The sequence below is a fragment of the Flavobacterium pectinovorum genome (assembly GCF_006438875.1).
Taxonomy (GTDB): domain Bacteria; phylum Bacteroidota; class Bacteroidia; order Flavobacteriales; family Flavobacteriaceae; genus Flavobacterium; species Flavobacterium pectinovorum_A.
Window position 1 is genome coordinate 16,905 of the sequence record NZ_RCZH01000026.1, and the last position, 14,603, is coordinate 31,507.

18 protein-coding genes are annotated in these 14,603 nt (G+C 31.8%); 11 read left to right on the forward strand and 7 right to left on the reverse strand.

The features are described 5' to 3' along the window. Nucleotides 1-5 precede the first annotated feature (5 nt). The 4 genes from bla-B1-FLAV to nadC all read right to left on the reverse strand — a co-directional run bounded on the left by bla-B1-FLAV (nucleotide 6) and on the right by nadC (nucleotide 3,067). A complete protein-coding gene (bla-B1-FLAV, locus tag EAH81_RS25520; protein WP_140511814.1) occupies nucleotides 6-746 on the reverse strand; it encodes a subclass B1 metallo-beta-lactamase in 741 nt (246 codons plus the stop codon). A gap of 17 nt (nucleotides 747-763) precedes the next feature. Further along, nucleotides 764-1,195: a DUF2147 domain-containing protein gene (locus tag EAH81_RS25525; protein WP_140511815.1), complete on the reverse strand. Its 432-nt coding sequence runs from the start codon at nucleotides 1,193-1,195 to the stop codon at nucleotides 764-766. 1 nt (nucleotide 1,196) lies between these two features. Beyond that, complete coding sequence (locus EAH81_RS25530) at nucleotides 1,197-2,120, reverse strand: YihY/virulence factor BrkB family protein (protein ID WP_140511816.1); 924 nt, start codon at nucleotides 2,118-2,120, stop codon at nucleotides 1,197-1,199. 89 nt (nucleotides 2,121-2,209) lie between these two features. Further along, on the reverse strand, nucleotides 2,210-3,067 hold the full coding sequence (nadC, locus tag EAH81_RS25535; RefSeq protein WP_140511817.1) for a carboxylating nicotinate-nucleotide diphosphorylase: 858 nt from the start codon (nucleotides 3,065-3,067) through the stop codon (nucleotides 2,210-2,212). Nucleotides 3,068-3,428: 361 nt separating this feature from the next. On the opposite strand from nadC, the gene EAH81_RS25540 reads away from it, so the two are divergent. From EAH81_RS25540 to rlmH, 8 genes are all read left to right on the forward strand, one after another. Next, complete coding sequence (locus EAH81_RS25540) at nucleotides 3,429-4,529, forward strand: DNA alkylation repair protein (RefSeq protein ID WP_140511866.1); 1,101 nt, start codon at nucleotides 3,429-3,431, stop codon at nucleotides 4,527-4,529. A gap of 285 nt (nucleotides 4,530-4,814) precedes the next feature. After that, entirely contained in the window at nucleotides 4,815-5,696 is an 882-nt protein-coding gene (locus EAH81_RS25545; protein WP_140511818.1) for a pirin family protein, read from the forward strand. A 2-nt stretch (nucleotides 5,697-5,698) separates the two neighbouring features. Then, on the forward strand, nucleotides 5,699-6,094 hold the full coding sequence (locus EAH81_RS25550) for an OsmC family protein (protein ID WP_140511819.1): 396 nt from the start codon (nucleotides 5,699-5,701) through the stop codon (nucleotides 6,092-6,094). A 6-nt stretch (nucleotides 6,095-6,100) separates the two neighbouring features. After that, the gene (locus tag EAH81_RS25555; protein ID WP_140511820.1) at nucleotides 6,101-6,385 is read left to right on the forward strand and encodes a GNAT family N-acetyltransferase; all 285 of its coding nucleotides are present in this window, start codon (nucleotides 6,101-6,103) and stop codon (nucleotides 6,383-6,385) included. Between the two features lie 111 nt (nucleotides 6,386-6,496). Further along, nucleotides 6,497-6,811, forward strand: coding sequence for a hypothetical protein (locus EAH81_RS25560; protein ID WP_140511821.1), 315 nt, complete (start codon nucleotides 6,497-6,499; stop codon nucleotides 6,809-6,811). A 108-nt stretch (nucleotides 6,812-6,919) separates the two neighbouring features. Continuing rightward, entirely contained in the window at nucleotides 6,920-8,335 is a 1,416-nt protein-coding gene (locus tag EAH81_RS25565) for an adenosine deaminase (protein WP_140511822.1), read from the forward strand. Nucleotides 8,336-8,512: 177 nt separating this feature from the next. Continuing rightward, entirely contained in the window at nucleotides 8,513-8,815 is a 303-nt protein-coding gene (locus EAH81_RS25570) for an antibiotic biosynthesis monooxygenase family protein (RefSeq protein WP_140511823.1), read from the forward strand. Between the two features lie 210 nt (nucleotides 8,816-9,025). Further along, nucleotides 9,026-9,499, forward strand: a complete 474-nt coding sequence (gene rlmH / locus EAH81_RS25575; RefSeq protein WP_029269532.1) for a 23S rRNA (pseudouridine(1915)-N(3))-methyltransferase RlmH — start codon at nucleotides 9,026-9,028, stop codon at nucleotides 9,497-9,499. A gap of 35 nt (nucleotides 9,500-9,534) precedes the next feature. Here rlmH and EAH81_RS25580 read toward each other — a convergent pair whose 3' ends face one another. The 3 genes from EAH81_RS25580 to folP all read right to left on the reverse strand — a co-directional run bounded on the left by EAH81_RS25580 (nucleotide 9,535) and on the right by folP (nucleotide 11,476). Next, the gene (locus tag EAH81_RS25580) at nucleotides 9,535-10,167 is read right to left on the reverse strand and encodes a hypothetical protein (protein ID WP_140511824.1); all 633 of its coding nucleotides are present in this window, start codon (nucleotides 10,165-10,167) and stop codon (nucleotides 9,535-9,537) included. Nucleotides 10,168-10,206: 39 nt separating this feature from the next. After that, on the reverse strand, nucleotides 10,207-10,524 hold the full coding sequence (locus EAH81_RS25585; protein ID WP_140511825.1) for a hypothetical protein: 318 nt from the start codon (nucleotides 10,522-10,524) through the stop codon (nucleotides 10,207-10,209). Nucleotides 10,525-10,654: 130 nt separating this feature from the next. After that, nucleotides 10,655-11,476, reverse strand: coding sequence for a dihydropteroate synthase (folP, locus tag EAH81_RS25590; protein WP_140511826.1), 822 nt, complete (start codon nucleotides 11,474-11,476; stop codon nucleotides 10,655-10,657). Between the two features lie 194 nt (nucleotides 11,477-11,670). On the opposite strand from folP, the gene EAH81_RS25595 reads away from it, so the two are divergent. From EAH81_RS25595 to EAH81_RS25605, 3 genes are all read left to right on the forward strand, one after another. Continuing rightward, nucleotides 11,671-12,210 carry a DUF1599 domain-containing protein gene (locus EAH81_RS25595; protein ID WP_089479588.1) on the forward strand — a complete coding sequence of 180 codons (540 nt, stop codon included), beginning with the start codon at nucleotides 11,671-11,673 and terminating at the stop codon, nucleotides 12,208-12,210. Nucleotides 12,211-12,293: 83 nt separating this feature from the next. Continuing rightward, nucleotides 12,294-13,415, forward strand: coding sequence for a BT_3928 family protein (locus tag EAH81_RS25600; protein ID WP_140511827.1), 1,122 nt, complete (start codon nucleotides 12,294-12,296; stop codon nucleotides 13,413-13,415). A gap of 83 nt (nucleotides 13,416-13,498) precedes the next feature. Next, on the forward strand, nucleotides 13,499-14,524 hold the full coding sequence (locus tag EAH81_RS25605) for a hypothetical protein (RefSeq protein WP_140511828.1): 1,026 nt from the start codon (nucleotides 13,499-13,501) through the stop codon (nucleotides 14,522-14,524). The last annotated feature ends 79 nt before the right edge of the window (nucleotides 14,525-14,603 follow it).

Genomic DNA, 14,603 nt, shown 5'->3' on the forward strand with positions numbered 1-14,603 from the left:
AAAAATTACTTTTTACCTGAAACTGCATTATATTCCTGAACCAATTTCAGCGTATGATTTAAAGAAGACAAATCCTTCCAATCATCATGACCCGTAATAATATATTTGGGATTTTTAAATTTTGATTGTACTTTTTTAATAGATTTCTCCCATTCTTTCACATCAGCATCGCCCAAATATCCCAAATCTTTTGCTTCGGTACTTTTAATAAAACAACCTCCGTAAAGTACTTTCTCTTTATTAAACCAAACTACAACATTATCCGAAGCGTGCCCTTTTCCCGGATAATACACTTCAAAAGTATGCTGCCCGACCGTAAATGTCGTGTCATTTGGAATTATAAATTCAGCTCTTTTTTCGTTATTCTTTTCAAGAATCTGATCCGTGAGTTTTATAGTGTAGGTTTTGATTCCTTTTTCTTTGTAAAAATCCAAACCTCCTGCTCTGTCTTCATGAGAATGTGTTGCAAAATGCATCACAACTTCTTTATGGTGTCTTGCTTTTATAGAATCCAACAAAGGCTGGAATTGTGTTTTATCCCAAGGCGCATCAAACAAAACAACTCCTTTATCTGTAACCAGATACAAAGCATTTGCCGAGATCAATGTTCCTTTATAATCATGAAACGTTTTATAAACATAAAAGTCACCTGTAAGATGACTTATTTGTAATGGCGAATTTTTAGACTGAGCAAAACTATTGGATAGTATTGCAAAGAATAAAATTATCGATGCTAATTTTCGCATTTTATTTTCAAAAAAAATTAATTTTTCACTCTGGTCCAGTACTGCGTTCTTCCCATGATAGAAATCCCAACATAACCGCGAAGTTTTAGTTTATCTGCAGATTCTAATGCAATATAACATTTGTATTTTTTACCGTTTGTTGGGTCCAAAATTGTTCCTCCGCTATATTCAGAACCGTCTTTTTTAAGTCCGTTAATAATCACTAAACCTAAAATTGGCTTGTTTTTATCTGCACCATCACATTTAACGCAAACATCTTTTTTATGATCTGCACGAAGTATTTCTACCACCTTGCCATAAAGTTTTCCAGATTTCTCATAAATCTCTACAACTGATTTTGCTTCACCTGTTTCATCATCAATTGTTTTCCATTTCCCAATAACGCTTTGGCCTTGAATTGTACCTAACATTAAAAAGAAAACACCAATTGTTAACATCCAATTTTTCATACTATTTATTTTTTTTTTGTTTTAATTTTCTGATTGAGGCATTCAATTCAAATCCCAAAAGCAGAATCATACAGTTTATCCAAATATAAAACATTAGAATCAATAATGTTCCAATTGAGCCATAAAGTTCGTTATATTTTGAGAATTTTATAACCCAAATCCCAAAAAAGAACGAAGATATAACAATTAAGATCGTTGTAAAAACAGATCCAATGCTTATAAATGGTACTTTATTATATTGTTTTGTACCATAACGTAATAATATTGAAGATGTTATCAAAATCATCAAAATAACAAACAAATATCGACCCAAAATTATCAACGGAATACGATCACTCAAGACATCCTGAATGATTGTTTTTTGAATAAATACCTCAAAAACGACAATTGTTGCCACTGTCACAAACAAAATAATAGTCATCACAAGCGAAATTGCCAGCGCTACTAAATACTGACTAAAAAAACCACGTTTATCAAAAACATGCTTAGAAGATTCAAAACCACTAAGAATTCCGTTAATGCCATTTGACATCAAAAAAATAGAAAGCAAAAATCCCGATGACAGCAATCCCGAGTGACTATTATTTAAAATATCACTGATAATTTTACTAATCGCATCGTAAGTATTTGGTGGAACTCCCTGCTGTACAAATTGCAAAAAATCTTGTTGAAATCCCTCAATCGGAATAAAAGGAATTAAGTTTAGGATAAATAATGCAAAAGGAAACAAAGCCATAAAAAAGCTGAAAGAAACAGCGCTCGCATGATACGAAAATGCGCCCTCAATAATACCAATAGTATACATTTCGAGCAAATCGTACAACGAAAAACCTTCCAGCCATGGCAGTTTTATTCTTTTTAGAAACCGGGCTAAATAACGTACTACAGGAATTTTTTCAATCCGATTCTCTATCTCTTGAGACATATTTTTTTGATTTTAGTCCCGAAACCTCGGGATAGAATTAAGATTTTAGATTATTTTAAACTCCATAATTCATAACTCATAACTTCTTCCTAAAAAGCTTTCAAACTCAAATCCATGTTGTAAACCGAATGCGTCAATGCTCCCGACGAAATATAATTTACACCACATAAACCATATTCGCGAATCGTTTTTTCGTTGATATTTCCTGAAGATTCTGTTTGGCATTTTTTACCAATTAACTGAACTGCCGTTTTAGTATCTTCATAATTAAAATTATCGATCAGGATCCTGTGAACGCCATCACTTAAAAGAATCTCACGGATTTCGTCTAAATTTCTCGCCTCGACAATAATTTTCAAATCCAGATTATTGGCTTTCAAATACTCTTTGGTTTTCTTAATTGCAAGTGTAATTCCGCCTGCAAAATCAATATGATTATCTTTAAGCATTACCATATCATAAAGTGCAAAACGATGATTTTCTCCACCTCCAATTTTTACCGCCCATTTTTCGGCAGCTCTAAAATTTGGAGTTGTTTTACGAGTATCCAAAATTTTGGCACCGGTTCCTTCCAAGAGTTGTACGTATTGATCTGTTTTTGTCGCAATTGCTGACATACGCTGCATGGTATTTAAAGCCACTCTTTCAGCTTTTAAAATTGACTGGGAACTTCCGGAAACCTCAAAAACTACATCACCATATTCTACATGTGTTCCGTCTTCAATAAAAGTTTTGACTTTTAATTTTGGATCAACAAATTCAAAAATCATTTTTGCAAGTGCAACACCAGCAATAATTCCCTGATCTTTTACCAACAATTTAGCTTGTCCGTGAGCCGTTTCAGGAATACACGCCAATGAACTATAATCTCCCGTGCCTACATCTTCGCGAATTGCATGGCTAATCAATAGTTGTAATTCGGTTTGAAATTGTACTTCGCTAATCATTTTTCTTAAATTTTATAAGATGCTAAAGTAGGACATATTTTGTGGATTTGAAAGTTAAACCTTTACCAAAAATTTCTAAACACTAAAAAAACTGTAAATATTTGGAAGAAAAGTATTAAAATTCTCTAACACATAAAAACATAGTTTTGATTGCCTAAAAAAGTCGTTTCACTCAACATTAATGCACAATAGTTACTATGTGCTAAAATCTGGATTTTTATAATTCACCATTAAGATATTAAGAAAAATTAAGCTTTTACACTTAATGAAACTTAATATCTTAATGGTTAAAATGTTTTTATTCTTTGTTTGTCATCAATCAGAAACATTAAATATCTTTGAGGTTCATTCAAATAAAATCATGGGATTAATTAAAGATATTTATTCGGTTACTTTTTACGAAAAATTTGGTCAGGCTGTAGCCGAAGTTCATCCAACATTTGATAAGCAAAAATTTATTGACACCATTTACGAAGGCGATTTTGCTCAGAAAGAATGGAAAGACCGCATGAAACATACTACAGTTGTTTTGCATCAATTTATGCCTCAAAATTTCCCTGAAGCCGTTTTACTAATTGACAAAATCATTGAAAATCTTAAGAAAAATAAATTTACTGAAGGAAATCTTGCATTCATTTTCTTTGCTGATTATATCGAAACATACGGTTTAGATGATTTTAAAACTTCGGCGAAAGCCTTTGTTTCAATAACTCAATTTATAAGCTGTGAATTTGCCGTTCGCCCTTTCATTCTAAAGTATAAAGACAAAATGATCGAAGAAATGACAAAATGGTCGTTGCACGAAAATCATCATGTTCGAAGACTGGCAAGCGAGGGAAGCCGTCCGAGATTACCGTGGGCAATGGCGATTCCGTACCTCAAAAAAGATCCAACTTCTATTTTACCGATTTTAGAAAATCTAAAAAATGATCCATCAGAATATGTACGCCGAAGTGTCGCTAATAACTTAAATGATATCGCAAAAGATAATCCGCAAATTGTGCTTGAAATCGCCAGTAAATGGAAAGGTTTCAGTAAAGAAACCGACGGAATTATCAAACACGGTTGCCGAACTTTATTAAAACAAGGACATCCGGAAGTTCTAAATCATTATGGTTTAGAAAGTACTAATATCGAACTTTCTTCTTTCGAAATTAAAACGCCAATCGTAAAAATTGGAGATTATTTGCAGTTTCAATTTCATTTAAACAATAAAAATGATGATGCAAAAACCGTTCGTTTAGAATATGCCGTTCATTACAAAAAATCAAAAGGACATTTGGCAAAAAAGGTCTTTAAAATCAGTGAGAAAATCTATCAGTCCAATCAATTGACGAAAGTCGAAAGAAACCAATCATTCAAAGTAATTACGACTCGTGTTTTTCATACGGGAATTCATCAATTGTCTATTATTATTAATGGAACTGAGAGTGAAACATTAAACTTTGATTTAGTTGAATAATTTTGATTTTCAAATGCTCCAGCGGAGTATAATATTTATAGCAAAAAGATCATCTAACGAAAAAGCTCCAGCGGAGCGATATTTATTTCACCCCTCTGGGGCTTTTGGCGTGGTATTCTTTTTTTCTATAAATATTTCATCCCTCCGGGACTTTATGTAAAGCTCAGTAAAAGATTTTTCTTATTTTTATAAAACTAAAATCTAAAAACAATTTCTTAATCTAAATTAAGTTACAGATTTCTATCACAACTGTAATTTTGTTTTTCAAATCAAATCAAAATAATCATGTCAAATATCAGTCTAATTATCGAAGAACGTTCTGCCAATATTGGCAATTTTATGGTAGGCAGATTATTGCCTTTCCGCGAAAAAAGAGCCGTTGGACCATTTGTATTTATCGACCACATGGGACCCGCACATTTAAGCGATCATGAAAACATGGACGTTCCGCCACATCCGCACATCGGACTTTCTACTCTTACTTTTTTGTTTGAAGGAAGTATTATGCACCGCGATAGTTTAGGAACCGAATTAGAAATAAAACCAGGCGCCGTAAACTGGATGACGGCCGGAAAAGGAATCGTACATTCTGAGAGAACTCCGGAATATTTAAGACATTCGGATAAAATGCTTCACGGATTGCAAATTTGGGTTGCATTGCCAAAGGAATTAGAGCAAATGGATCCAACTTTTGCGCATGTTGAAGCCGATGATATTCCGGGTTGGGAAGAAGATGGCGTTTCTTATAAATTAATTGCCGGAGAAGCATTTGGCAAAAAATCACCGGTTCCTGTTTACAGTCCGTTATATTTTATTGAAATTAAAAGTACAGCCCCTAAAAAAATCAATATTGGAAAAGATTTATTCGGCGAAAGCGGTTTGTATATCTTAGAAGGAAGTATAAAAAGCGGTGAACATGTTTATGATCCAAAACAAATCTTAATTACAAATGACAGCACTTTGTGCGAGTTTGAATTAGCCGAAAATTCTACGGTTTATATATTTGGAGGAACACCTTTTCCTGAAGAACATTTTATATTCTGGAATTTCGTTTCCTCAGACAAAAACCTCATCGAAAAAGCAAAAAAAGACTGGACAGAACAAACTTTCCCTAAAGTTCCCAGTGAAACCGAATTTGTGCCATTACCAGAACCTAGAATCAAATAAATATGGATACTATATCAGCACAAATTGATACGCGACTATACCGAACGGAAATAACATCTGCCAGCGGAAATATCCTAATTTCCGATGAACCTCAGGAAATTGGAGGCAAAAACCTAGGACTTAATCCAACAGAACTTTTGGCAGCATCATTGGCTTCCTGCACCGTAATTACTTTGCGAATGTACATCAATCGCAAACAATGGAATGTTTCAGAAATAAATGTCAAAATTGATTTTGAAAGAGATTCGGAGCGAAATGTAGCCGTATTTACCCGAAAAATTGAAGTAATTGGAGAAGTCGACGAAACACAAAGACAAAGATTGGAAACGATTGCCAATAGTTGCCCAATTCATAAAACACTTACGCATTCAATCGAAATTAAAACCACATTAATTTAACGCATCATGGAAATAAATCAAATAAACGATACAAGAAGAGGCTATTTTGAAGCCATAGAAGACGGAAAAGAAGCCGGAAAAATGACTTATACCTGGGCTGGAGATTCTAAATTCATTATTGATCATACTGAAGTAAATGAAGGTTTTAACGGAAAAGGTGTTGGTAAAAAACTGGTTATGGCAGCGGTTGATTATGCAAGAGCTAACAACATAAAAATTATTCCGCTTTGTCCTTTTGCGAAAAGCGTTTTTGATAAAACAGCAGAGATTCGTGATGTGCTTTTTTCTTGAGGTACAAAGATGCAAAGTAACAAAGGTTCAGAGGTTTTAACCTAATATTTACGTAGAAACGCACAGCAGTGCGTCTTTTATATCAATACATCATTTTAAATTAATTCATTTATGCAAGAATTAGAAACATTAAAAGCAGATTATAAAATTTTCAAATACGCAACCGAGGAAGAATTCAATGATATTCAGAAAAAATTCAAGGCTACATTAACATTTATTGAAAGTGAAAAAGAAAAAACTTTAGCTATGGATGAAACTTTTAGGAATCTTGCAGGATTTATCAAAGATGTAATTGAGAAATTTGAAATTAAAGATATTCAAACAAATGCATTAAATAATTTGGTTAAAAGTCTAGAAGTTTCAATAAAAACTCAAGATTTAAAAATTCAAATGTTAGAAACAAAAATCGAAGAACTTATAAAATAATTTACTCGAACCTTTGTCACTTTGCTCCTCTGAACCTTTGCCCCTCAAAACAAAATTTTCAAATCTCCTCAAAAACCCTTACATTTGCATGTAATTTAAACTTAGAGTATGACGAGGATAATTACACTTTTCTGTTTTTTCATAGCACAAATCGGCTTTTCTCAAACGGCTGAAAATTATTTAGATAAAAACAGAAATAACGAAGCTCTCTTAACAGCTTTCTTTCAACAAATGCCAAAAGGCGGCGATTTACACCATCATTTTTCAGGATCAATTTATGCAGAACCTCTTTTGGAAAGAGCAATTGCAGAAAATTTTTATTTGAATTTAGAAACGATGGAAGTTTCTAAAACAAAACCTTCAAAAGGCAATTGGCAAACTTTCTCGGCTCTTAAGAACGAAGGAAAACTGGCTTTCTATGAGCAGCAAATCATGCAAACCTGGTCGGCTAAAGATTATAATGGCTCTGTTCCTTCTGATGATTTATTTTTTGATTCATTTCAAAAATTTGAAAACACTATCCAAGGGCATTTTCCAGAAGGAATGCTGGAATTAAAAAAACGTGCAATAGCTGAAAATGTAAGTTATATCGAAACACAATTATCAACGATTCCATGCGATATGAATGTTTCTGATTTAACTGATTTCAATACAAAATTACGTCAGGCGGCAACTCAGAAAGATGAAAAAACAGTTCTGAAACTTTTGGATGAATTGTATAAATCAATTCAGCAGAAAGATGCCAAAAAATACGCAACAGATTTCAATACTAATTTCATTGCAAAACTGCATAAAGACTTAAAAATTGACGACGACAAATTCACCATGCGTTATCAAAATTTTGTACTTCGCTTTATGGATCCGGTTGATTTATTCAAGAACCTGACAATTGCTTTTATCTCTGCAAACGATAGTAAATTAGTCGCAGGCGTAAATATTGTTTCTCCGGAACATGGCGAAAATTCGATGAAAGATTATTGGCTGCACATGGTAATGTTTAAATATTGCCACTCTAAATTTCCCGATGTAAAATATACGCTTCACGCGGGCGAATTGACATTAGGTTTGGTACAGCCGGAAGATCTCACATGGCATATTAACGCCGCAATTCACATTGCAGGTGCAAACAGAATTGGTCACGGAGTCGATATTGCATACGAAGAAAATTCATATGATTTATTGCGTTATATGGCAAAAAACAACATTCCAATTGAGATTAATTTGACTAGTAACGAATTCATTTTGAAAGTAAAAGAAAACAGGCATCCATTTACACTTTACAAAGAATTTAATGTGCCAATTGTAATCAGTACAGACGATGCGGGAATTCTAAGAACAAATATGACGGAACAATATGTTTTACTTGCCAAAAGATATCCTGACGTTACGTATGCAACAATAAAACAATATGTCTACAACAGCATCAATTATAGTTTTATTCAAGATGCAGCTGTAAAAAAACAATTACTGAAAGATTTAGACGCAAGATTTAAAACCTTTGAAGCTAAATTTTCTAAAAATTAAAATGTTTAATCGTTGCGAAGATTGCACGCAGATTTAAACAGATTAAAGCCGATTAGCGCAGATTTTTTGTATTGGAATATTAAAAAAAATCTGCCGAATCTGCTAAATCTGCGAGAAAAAAAATTAGCTCTCGCAGATTTAGCAGATCAAGCAGATAAAAAATTATAATTAATCTATATGATTCTAGAAGCAGCATTTCTTTTTGTAAAACCTAATCTAGCTATTCAATTTGAAGCCGATTTTGCAAAAGCAAGTCAATATATTGCATCAATTGATGGTTATTTAGGGCATCGTTTAGAGAAATGTCTTGAGGTCGAAAACAAGTATCTTTTATTGGTAGACTGGAATACACTTAAAGATCATACTGTAGGTTTCAGGAATTCTGTAGCTTATCTGGAATGGAAAAAGATTTTGCATCACTATTACGAACCGTTTCCTGTTGTAGAGCATTTTGAAACCGTTTTTGAGAATAAAAAATAGCCGACGGATTAAAGGATTAAGCTTTCAATTGAAAACTAAACACATAGAAACATAGATGTTTATTGCTCCTGTTTAAGATTACAAAAAAAGCAAGCTTTCACACATAGCTATGTGTATTTTAATTAGTGAAACACCTTTTACAGACAAAGTAAAACTATGTCTCTATGTGTTTAAATCTTTTTAATCTATGGCAAAAAAATAATACTAAAAATGAATATCAAACTTATCGCCATTGGCAAGACAGATAATAAATCGTTGCAGACTTTAATCGACGATTATACCAAACGTTTGTCATTTTATATCAAATTTGATTTGGAAATTATTCCGGACATCAAAAACGTAAAGAATTTATCTGAAAGTCAGCAAAAAGAAAAAGAAGGCGAATTGATTTTGTCAAAACTGACGCCAACGGATCAATTGATTTTACTGGATGAAAATGGAAAAAACTTTTCCAGTGTTGGTTTTTCTGAAGAATTGCAAAAGAAAATGAACTCGGGAATCAAAACTTTGGTTTTCGTTATTGGTGGTCCTTATGGATTTTCTGATACCGTTTACAGCAAAGCACAGGGTAAAATTTCACTTTCGTTAATGACATTTTCGCATCAAATGGTTCGCTTGTTTTTTATAGAGCAATTGTATAGAGGATTTACGATTTTAAGGAATGAACCTTATCATCATCAGTAGAAAAAGTTTTTAGTCGCGGTTTTTAGTATTCAGTTTTAGAAAATGAATTCTAGTGGAAGTTTATCAAGGTTGTAAGACACGTATTTTTGCAGTAAAATTTTATCTTGAATGTATTCGTCATAACTCATGTTCTTATCAAATAAAAATACCACATCTGGCACTCTTTCGAATTTTATACTATAAAAATGTTGTAATATTTCTGATATTTTTATTTCCTTATTTCCCATCAAAACTTGTTTTTTTCCTTTTCTAAAATAAAAGACAAAACTTCCTTCAGTCGGTTTTTCTGTTTTATAATACACTTTCGTGAAAGGTAAAAAGGCCATATTCTTTCCGATGGAATCTGCGTAAGAATAATAATTTTCGGCTTTTTCGTTTTTATGGGCTTTTTCGGCTCGTTTTTTATCTTGAAGTTTCATTACTTCCGGAATTACCAATCTTAATGGCAAACGCTTGTCTATGTTGAAAATCCAATTGGTTGAGATGATGCTGTTTTTTCTGTTTACGTCTGCAATTGTATCTTTTCCTTCTGTTTTAAAAAAGATATAAATTGGTGAATGATCTTGTACATCTTTCACTATAGAAATGTTTGCTTTAGGAAGTAAAACGTCTTTTTTTTCTTCGCAGGAAAAAAGAAGAAATATAAATATTAAGCTGAAGTATTTCATGTTTGTTTTTTTTTAAGTTTATTGAAGTTGAATTATCAATTAAGAAGTTGAAAAATTAACTAAATTTTCAATTGCTCTAAAAGTTGCTATTTCATAACTCCAAGCACTTGAATCAACTGGATGAAAAGAACCTCCTACTATCCTAAACTTCAATGATTTTTTATAATCTTTTATTATTCCTTTAATAGTAGTCATTATAACATCCATAAATTCAATAGGAATTTTATCATTAGAAACTTCCCAACTAAATATCTGATCTCCTGAATCAGGATTTTTATTTTCTATAATAATTTTTACTTCTGCATATTTACAAGATCCACTTGTTTGTTTTTTATAATCCCCTCTGTAGAATAAGATTCATTTGAAAATTTAAAATTTGCAAATGCTTTAGCTAATTCATCATAAGGATGATATTGAAAATGTGATTCATGTAAATTATATAGTAATATGTCCATTTTTCTCTTCAAAATAATTATTTAAAAAACATTTAATTCATCTTATTAAACAAAGTAACACATTCCACCGCTTCTTTTACATCATGAACACGAAGAATTTTAGCACCTTTTGTCAAAGCGATTGTATTCAAAACTGTTGTACCATTTAACGCTTCTTCCGCTGTATTATTAAGTGTTTTATAAATCATAGACTTTCTTGAAACACCGGCTAAAACTGGTAATTCCAACAAATTAAAAAGTTCCATTTTTTGCAAAACCTCATAATTCTGATCGGTTGTTTTTGCAAATCCGAAACCTGGATCTAAAATTATATCATTAATTCCGAGACTTCTTGCTCTTTTTACTTTTTCCGAAAAGTAGAAAAGCATCTCTTTTACCATATCCTCATATTGTGTCAAACTTTGCATCGTTTGCGGATTTCCACGCATGTGCATCATAATATACGGAACATTATATTTTGCGATAACATCAAACATTTTATCGTCTAACTCTCCTGCAGCAATATCGTTTATAATTGCTGCGCCGCTTTCTAAACTCGCTTTTGCAACTTCGGCCCTAAATGTATCAATCGACAATAAAGCTTCCGGAAAATGCTTTAAAATCAATTCTACAACAGGAACAATGCGTTCGATTTCTTCTTGTTCGGTAACAAACTCGGCACTTGGTTTACTTGAATAAGCTCCAATATCTATAAATGTTGCGCCTTCAGACAACATCTTCTCTACTTGTGAGATAATTTCGGCTTCATTTTTATACTTTCCACCGTCAAAAAAAGAGTTTGGCGTCACATTCAAAATTCCCATTACTTTAGGAATTGATAGGTCTAAAAGTTTGCCTTTGCAGTTTATTAACATTTTGTTTGAAATTTTTATTTGTTCCAAGGCCGAAGTTTCACGAAATTTGTTTCATGTTTTTTTGGTTTCATGTTTCAAGTTACTGAACTAGTACAATCTACATCAACCTGAAACCTGAAACTTGAAACTTTTTTCCTAAACTCTTTAATTTTATCCTTATTTTTGAGGAAATTTTAGCAAATATACAGCAATAAATGAAGAATACTTCCCTTGAATATGATAATGTAATTACGGTTTGCCGCACTTTATTTATCAATAAAATGAAAGATTATGGCAGTGCATGGCGCATTTTAAGATTGCCTTCATTGACCGATCAAATTTTCATAAAAGCGCAAAGAATCAGAAGCTTGCAGGAAAACGAAGTCCGCAAGGTTGACGAAGATGAAAAAGGAGAATTCATTGCAATCATCAACTATTCGATTATGGCTTTGATTCAGTTAGAACTGGGCGTTGTTGACCAACCTGATTTGGATCTTGAAAAAGCAACCGAATTATATGACGCTAAAATTAAATTGACAAAAGAGTTAATGGAAGCCAAAAATCATGATTACGGCGAAGCTTGGCGTGATATGCGTGTAAGTTCTTTAACCGATTTGATTCTGCAAAAATTACTTCGCGTAAAGCAAATTGAAGACAATAAAGGCAAAACTTTAGTTTCTGAAGGTATCGATGCCAATTATCAGGACATGATTAATTATTCTGTGTTTGCTCTAATATTGAATCCATTAAAATAAAAAATTTAGCCACGAATTTCACGAATTAACACCAATTAATTCGTGCTCATTCGTGAAATTCGTGGCGAAAAAACTAAAAAAACATGAAAAACTTTATTACCCAATTCTCAAGATTATTTGTCGGCGTATTATTTATTATTTCGGGATTAATCAAACTGAATGATCCAGTTGGATTCTCTTATAAATTAGCTGAATATTTTAGCGAACCGGTTTTTAATATGCCATTTTTAGAGCCTTTAGCTTTAGGATTAGCGATCTTTTTAGTAATTCTGGAAGTAGTTTTGGGAGTTATGTTATTAGTGGGCTATAAATCAAAACTTACGATTTGGTTTTTATTACTATTAATCGTTTTCTTTACGTTTCTTACCTTCTACTCTGCGTATTTTGATGTAGTTAAAGATTGCGGCTGTTTTGGAGACGCCTTACACCTTACGCCTTGGCAGTCGTTTACTAAAGATATCGTTTTACTTTTCTTTATTTTGATTTTATTCATCAATAAAAAATTGGTAAAATCTTTATTTCCAAAGATGGTGACAAATTTAATTACGCTCGTTGCTGTAATATTATGTGTTTTTATGGCAGTTTGGGTACTAAACCACAATCCAATAAAAGATTTCCGTCCTTATAAAGTGGGAACAAACATCGAGAAAGGAATGGAAATTCCTGAAGGCGCTCCAAAATCAGTAGTTGAAATGATCTTTATCTACAAAGTAAACGGAGTTGATAAAGAATTTACAGAAAAAGATTTGACAAATATTCCCGAAGGCGCAACATTTGTTGACAGAAAAGACAAAGTAATTACTGAAGGTTATGTACCGCCAATTCACGATTTTACGATGGTTAAAGAAGATTCTGATTATAAAGCAGAATTGTTAAAAGAGCCAAAATTACTTGTTTTTGTAACCTATGATTTAGCTTTATCTAATCCTGACGGAATGAAAAAGTTAGAAGGTTTAAGTAAAACTGCTAAAGCAAAAGGATACAAAGTAATTGCAATGACGGCTTCTGGACCTGATGAAATTGCAAAAGCAAAAAAACAATATGGTTTAGATGTTGATTTCTATTTTTGCGATGCAACAGCTTTAAAAACAATCGAAAGAGCGAATCCTAGTATTGTCGTTTTACATAAGGGAACTGTAATTCAAAAAGTACATTATAACGATATTGACGATTTGAAATTATCTGATGTTGCTTACGGTATATAAATAGCATAAAATTCAAAAGAACGCCAATATTCTATATTTAGATTATTGGCGTTTTTTGAATAAACAATTAACCAATAAGAAATATGAGTGCAAAACTAAAAAATGAATTAACTACCAATTTTTCTAAAAATCTTTACCTTTTTTCATTTATAATCTTTTTAATTCTTTATGTCATCTATGATTTTAATTTTTACGAAACTGATGGTGCACATTTGATTCCTCTTCATATCCTAGCATTAATTGCAGGTGTTATTTTTGAAAGTAAAAGAATTACAAAAACGTGGACAACAGCTGTTTTAATATCTATTATTTCTTTTATTTTTACTTTTTCTTTAGGTCTTTATTTATATCACATCTCACCTAATTCAAAATTTGATTTCACGCAAATTTTAAATCTAAGTATTTTAGCTTGGCCTATTGCTTTCTTTATTTTATATGTTATTTCTTCACGAATATTTAATGAGAGAAGAATTGTTCCTCAATTGACAGAAGGTATAACCTTAATACTTTCGGTATCGATGATTTATTGGGTTATAGATAATGGTTTGGTAAGGTTTGATAATATCATCTTAAAAACATTTATTATTATTGTAATTTCACTTTCCTTATTTTCTTTTTATAATGCTTTTAGTAAAGTTTTTTTATCTAATACTAAAAAACTAATCCTAAGCATCTGGAGTTCCATAATTATGATGTTTTTTGCTATCGATAATTTATATGGGATTTTTGAAAATGGAAACGTTGTAAGTACTAATGAATTAATACAAGGAACTTATATTGCAATTCAATATTTTCTTTTAGGTATTTCAAGTATTTACATGATTCAGAATTTTATGATGCTTATTGGTTTTCTACCAAGTTGGAAAATGTTCTTCTTCATAAAGTATTCTGACACAATAAGTGAACTCAAAAATGAGCATATCGATAGATATTCAGATACACAGGTAAGCAAATCAGACTCTGTGTTCTGTATTCTTTTTGTCAGTATTATTTTCTTTTTTAATTATCATTATGAAATCGTTCCCAGACAATTTATAATCTGGTTAACTTTTGTAACATTTCCATTTCTTTTAATCGCGTATAATCATTTTCTAAAAAAGAAAAAATAAACTTACTTCATGTTTCTGCGACACAATAACTTTAAAAACAGTTGAAAAAGCAAATTCAAGCATTTTTGTTGTACAAAAT

Coding starts and splice junctions, on each gene's coding strand:
- bla-B1-FLAV (WP_140511814.1), bottom strand. CDS start 746: ATGCGAAAATTAGCATCGATAATTTTATTCTTTGCAATACTATCCAAT.
- EAH81_RS25525 (WP_140511815.1), bottom strand. CDS start 1,195: ATGAAAAATTGGATGTTAACAATTGGTGTTTTCTTTTTAATGTTAGGT.
- EAH81_RS25530 (WP_140511816.1), bottom strand. CDS start 2,120: ATGTCTCAAGAGATAGAGAATCGGATTGAAAAAATTCCTGTAGTACGT.
- nadC (WP_140511817.1), bottom strand. CDS start 3,067: ATGATTAGCGAAGTACAATTTCAAACCGAATTACAACTATTGATTAGC.
- EAH81_RS25540 (WP_140511866.1), top strand. CDS start 3,429: ATGGGATTAATTAAAGATATTTATTCGGTTACTTTTTACGAAAAATTT.
- EAH81_RS25545 (WP_140511818.1), top strand. CDS start 4,815: ATGTCAAATATCAGTCTAATTATCGAAGAACGTTCTGCCAATATTGGC.
- EAH81_RS25550 (WP_140511819.1), top strand. CDS start 5,699: ATGGATACTATATCAGCACAAATTGATACGCGACTATACCGAACGGAA.
- EAH81_RS25555 (WP_140511820.1), top strand. CDS start 6,101: ATGGAAATAAATCAAATAAACGATACAAGAAGAGGCTATTTTGAAGCC.
- EAH81_RS25560 (WP_140511821.1), top strand. CDS start 6,497: ATGCAAGAATTAGAAACATTAAAAGCAGATTATAAAATTTTCAAATAC.
- EAH81_RS25565 (WP_140511822.1), top strand. CDS start 6,920: ATGACGAGGATAATTACACTTTTCTGTTTTTTCATAGCACAAATCGGC.
- EAH81_RS25570 (WP_140511823.1), top strand. CDS start 8,513: ATGATTCTAGAAGCAGCATTTCTTTTTGTAAAACCTAATCTAGCTATT.
- rlmH (WP_029269532.1), top strand. CDS start 9,026: ATGAATATCAAACTTATCGCCATTGGCAAGACAGATAATAAATCGTTG.
- EAH81_RS25580 (WP_140511824.1), bottom strand. CDS start 10,167: ATGAAATACTTCAGCTTAATATTTATATTTCTTCTTTTTTCCTGCGAA.
- folP (WP_140511826.1), bottom strand. CDS start 11,476: ATGTTAATAAACTGCAAAGGCAAACTTTTAGACCTATCAATTCCTAAA.
- EAH81_RS25595 (WP_089479588.1), top strand. CDS start 11,671: ATGAAGAATACTTCCCTTGAATATGATAATGTAATTACGGTTTGCCGC.
- EAH81_RS25600 (WP_140511827.1), top strand. CDS start 12,294: ATGAAAAACTTTATTACCCAATTCTCAAGATTATTTGTCGGCGTATTA.
- EAH81_RS25605 (WP_140511828.1), top strand. CDS start 13,499: ATGAGTGCAAAACTAAAAAATGAATTAACTACCAATTTTTCTAAAAAT.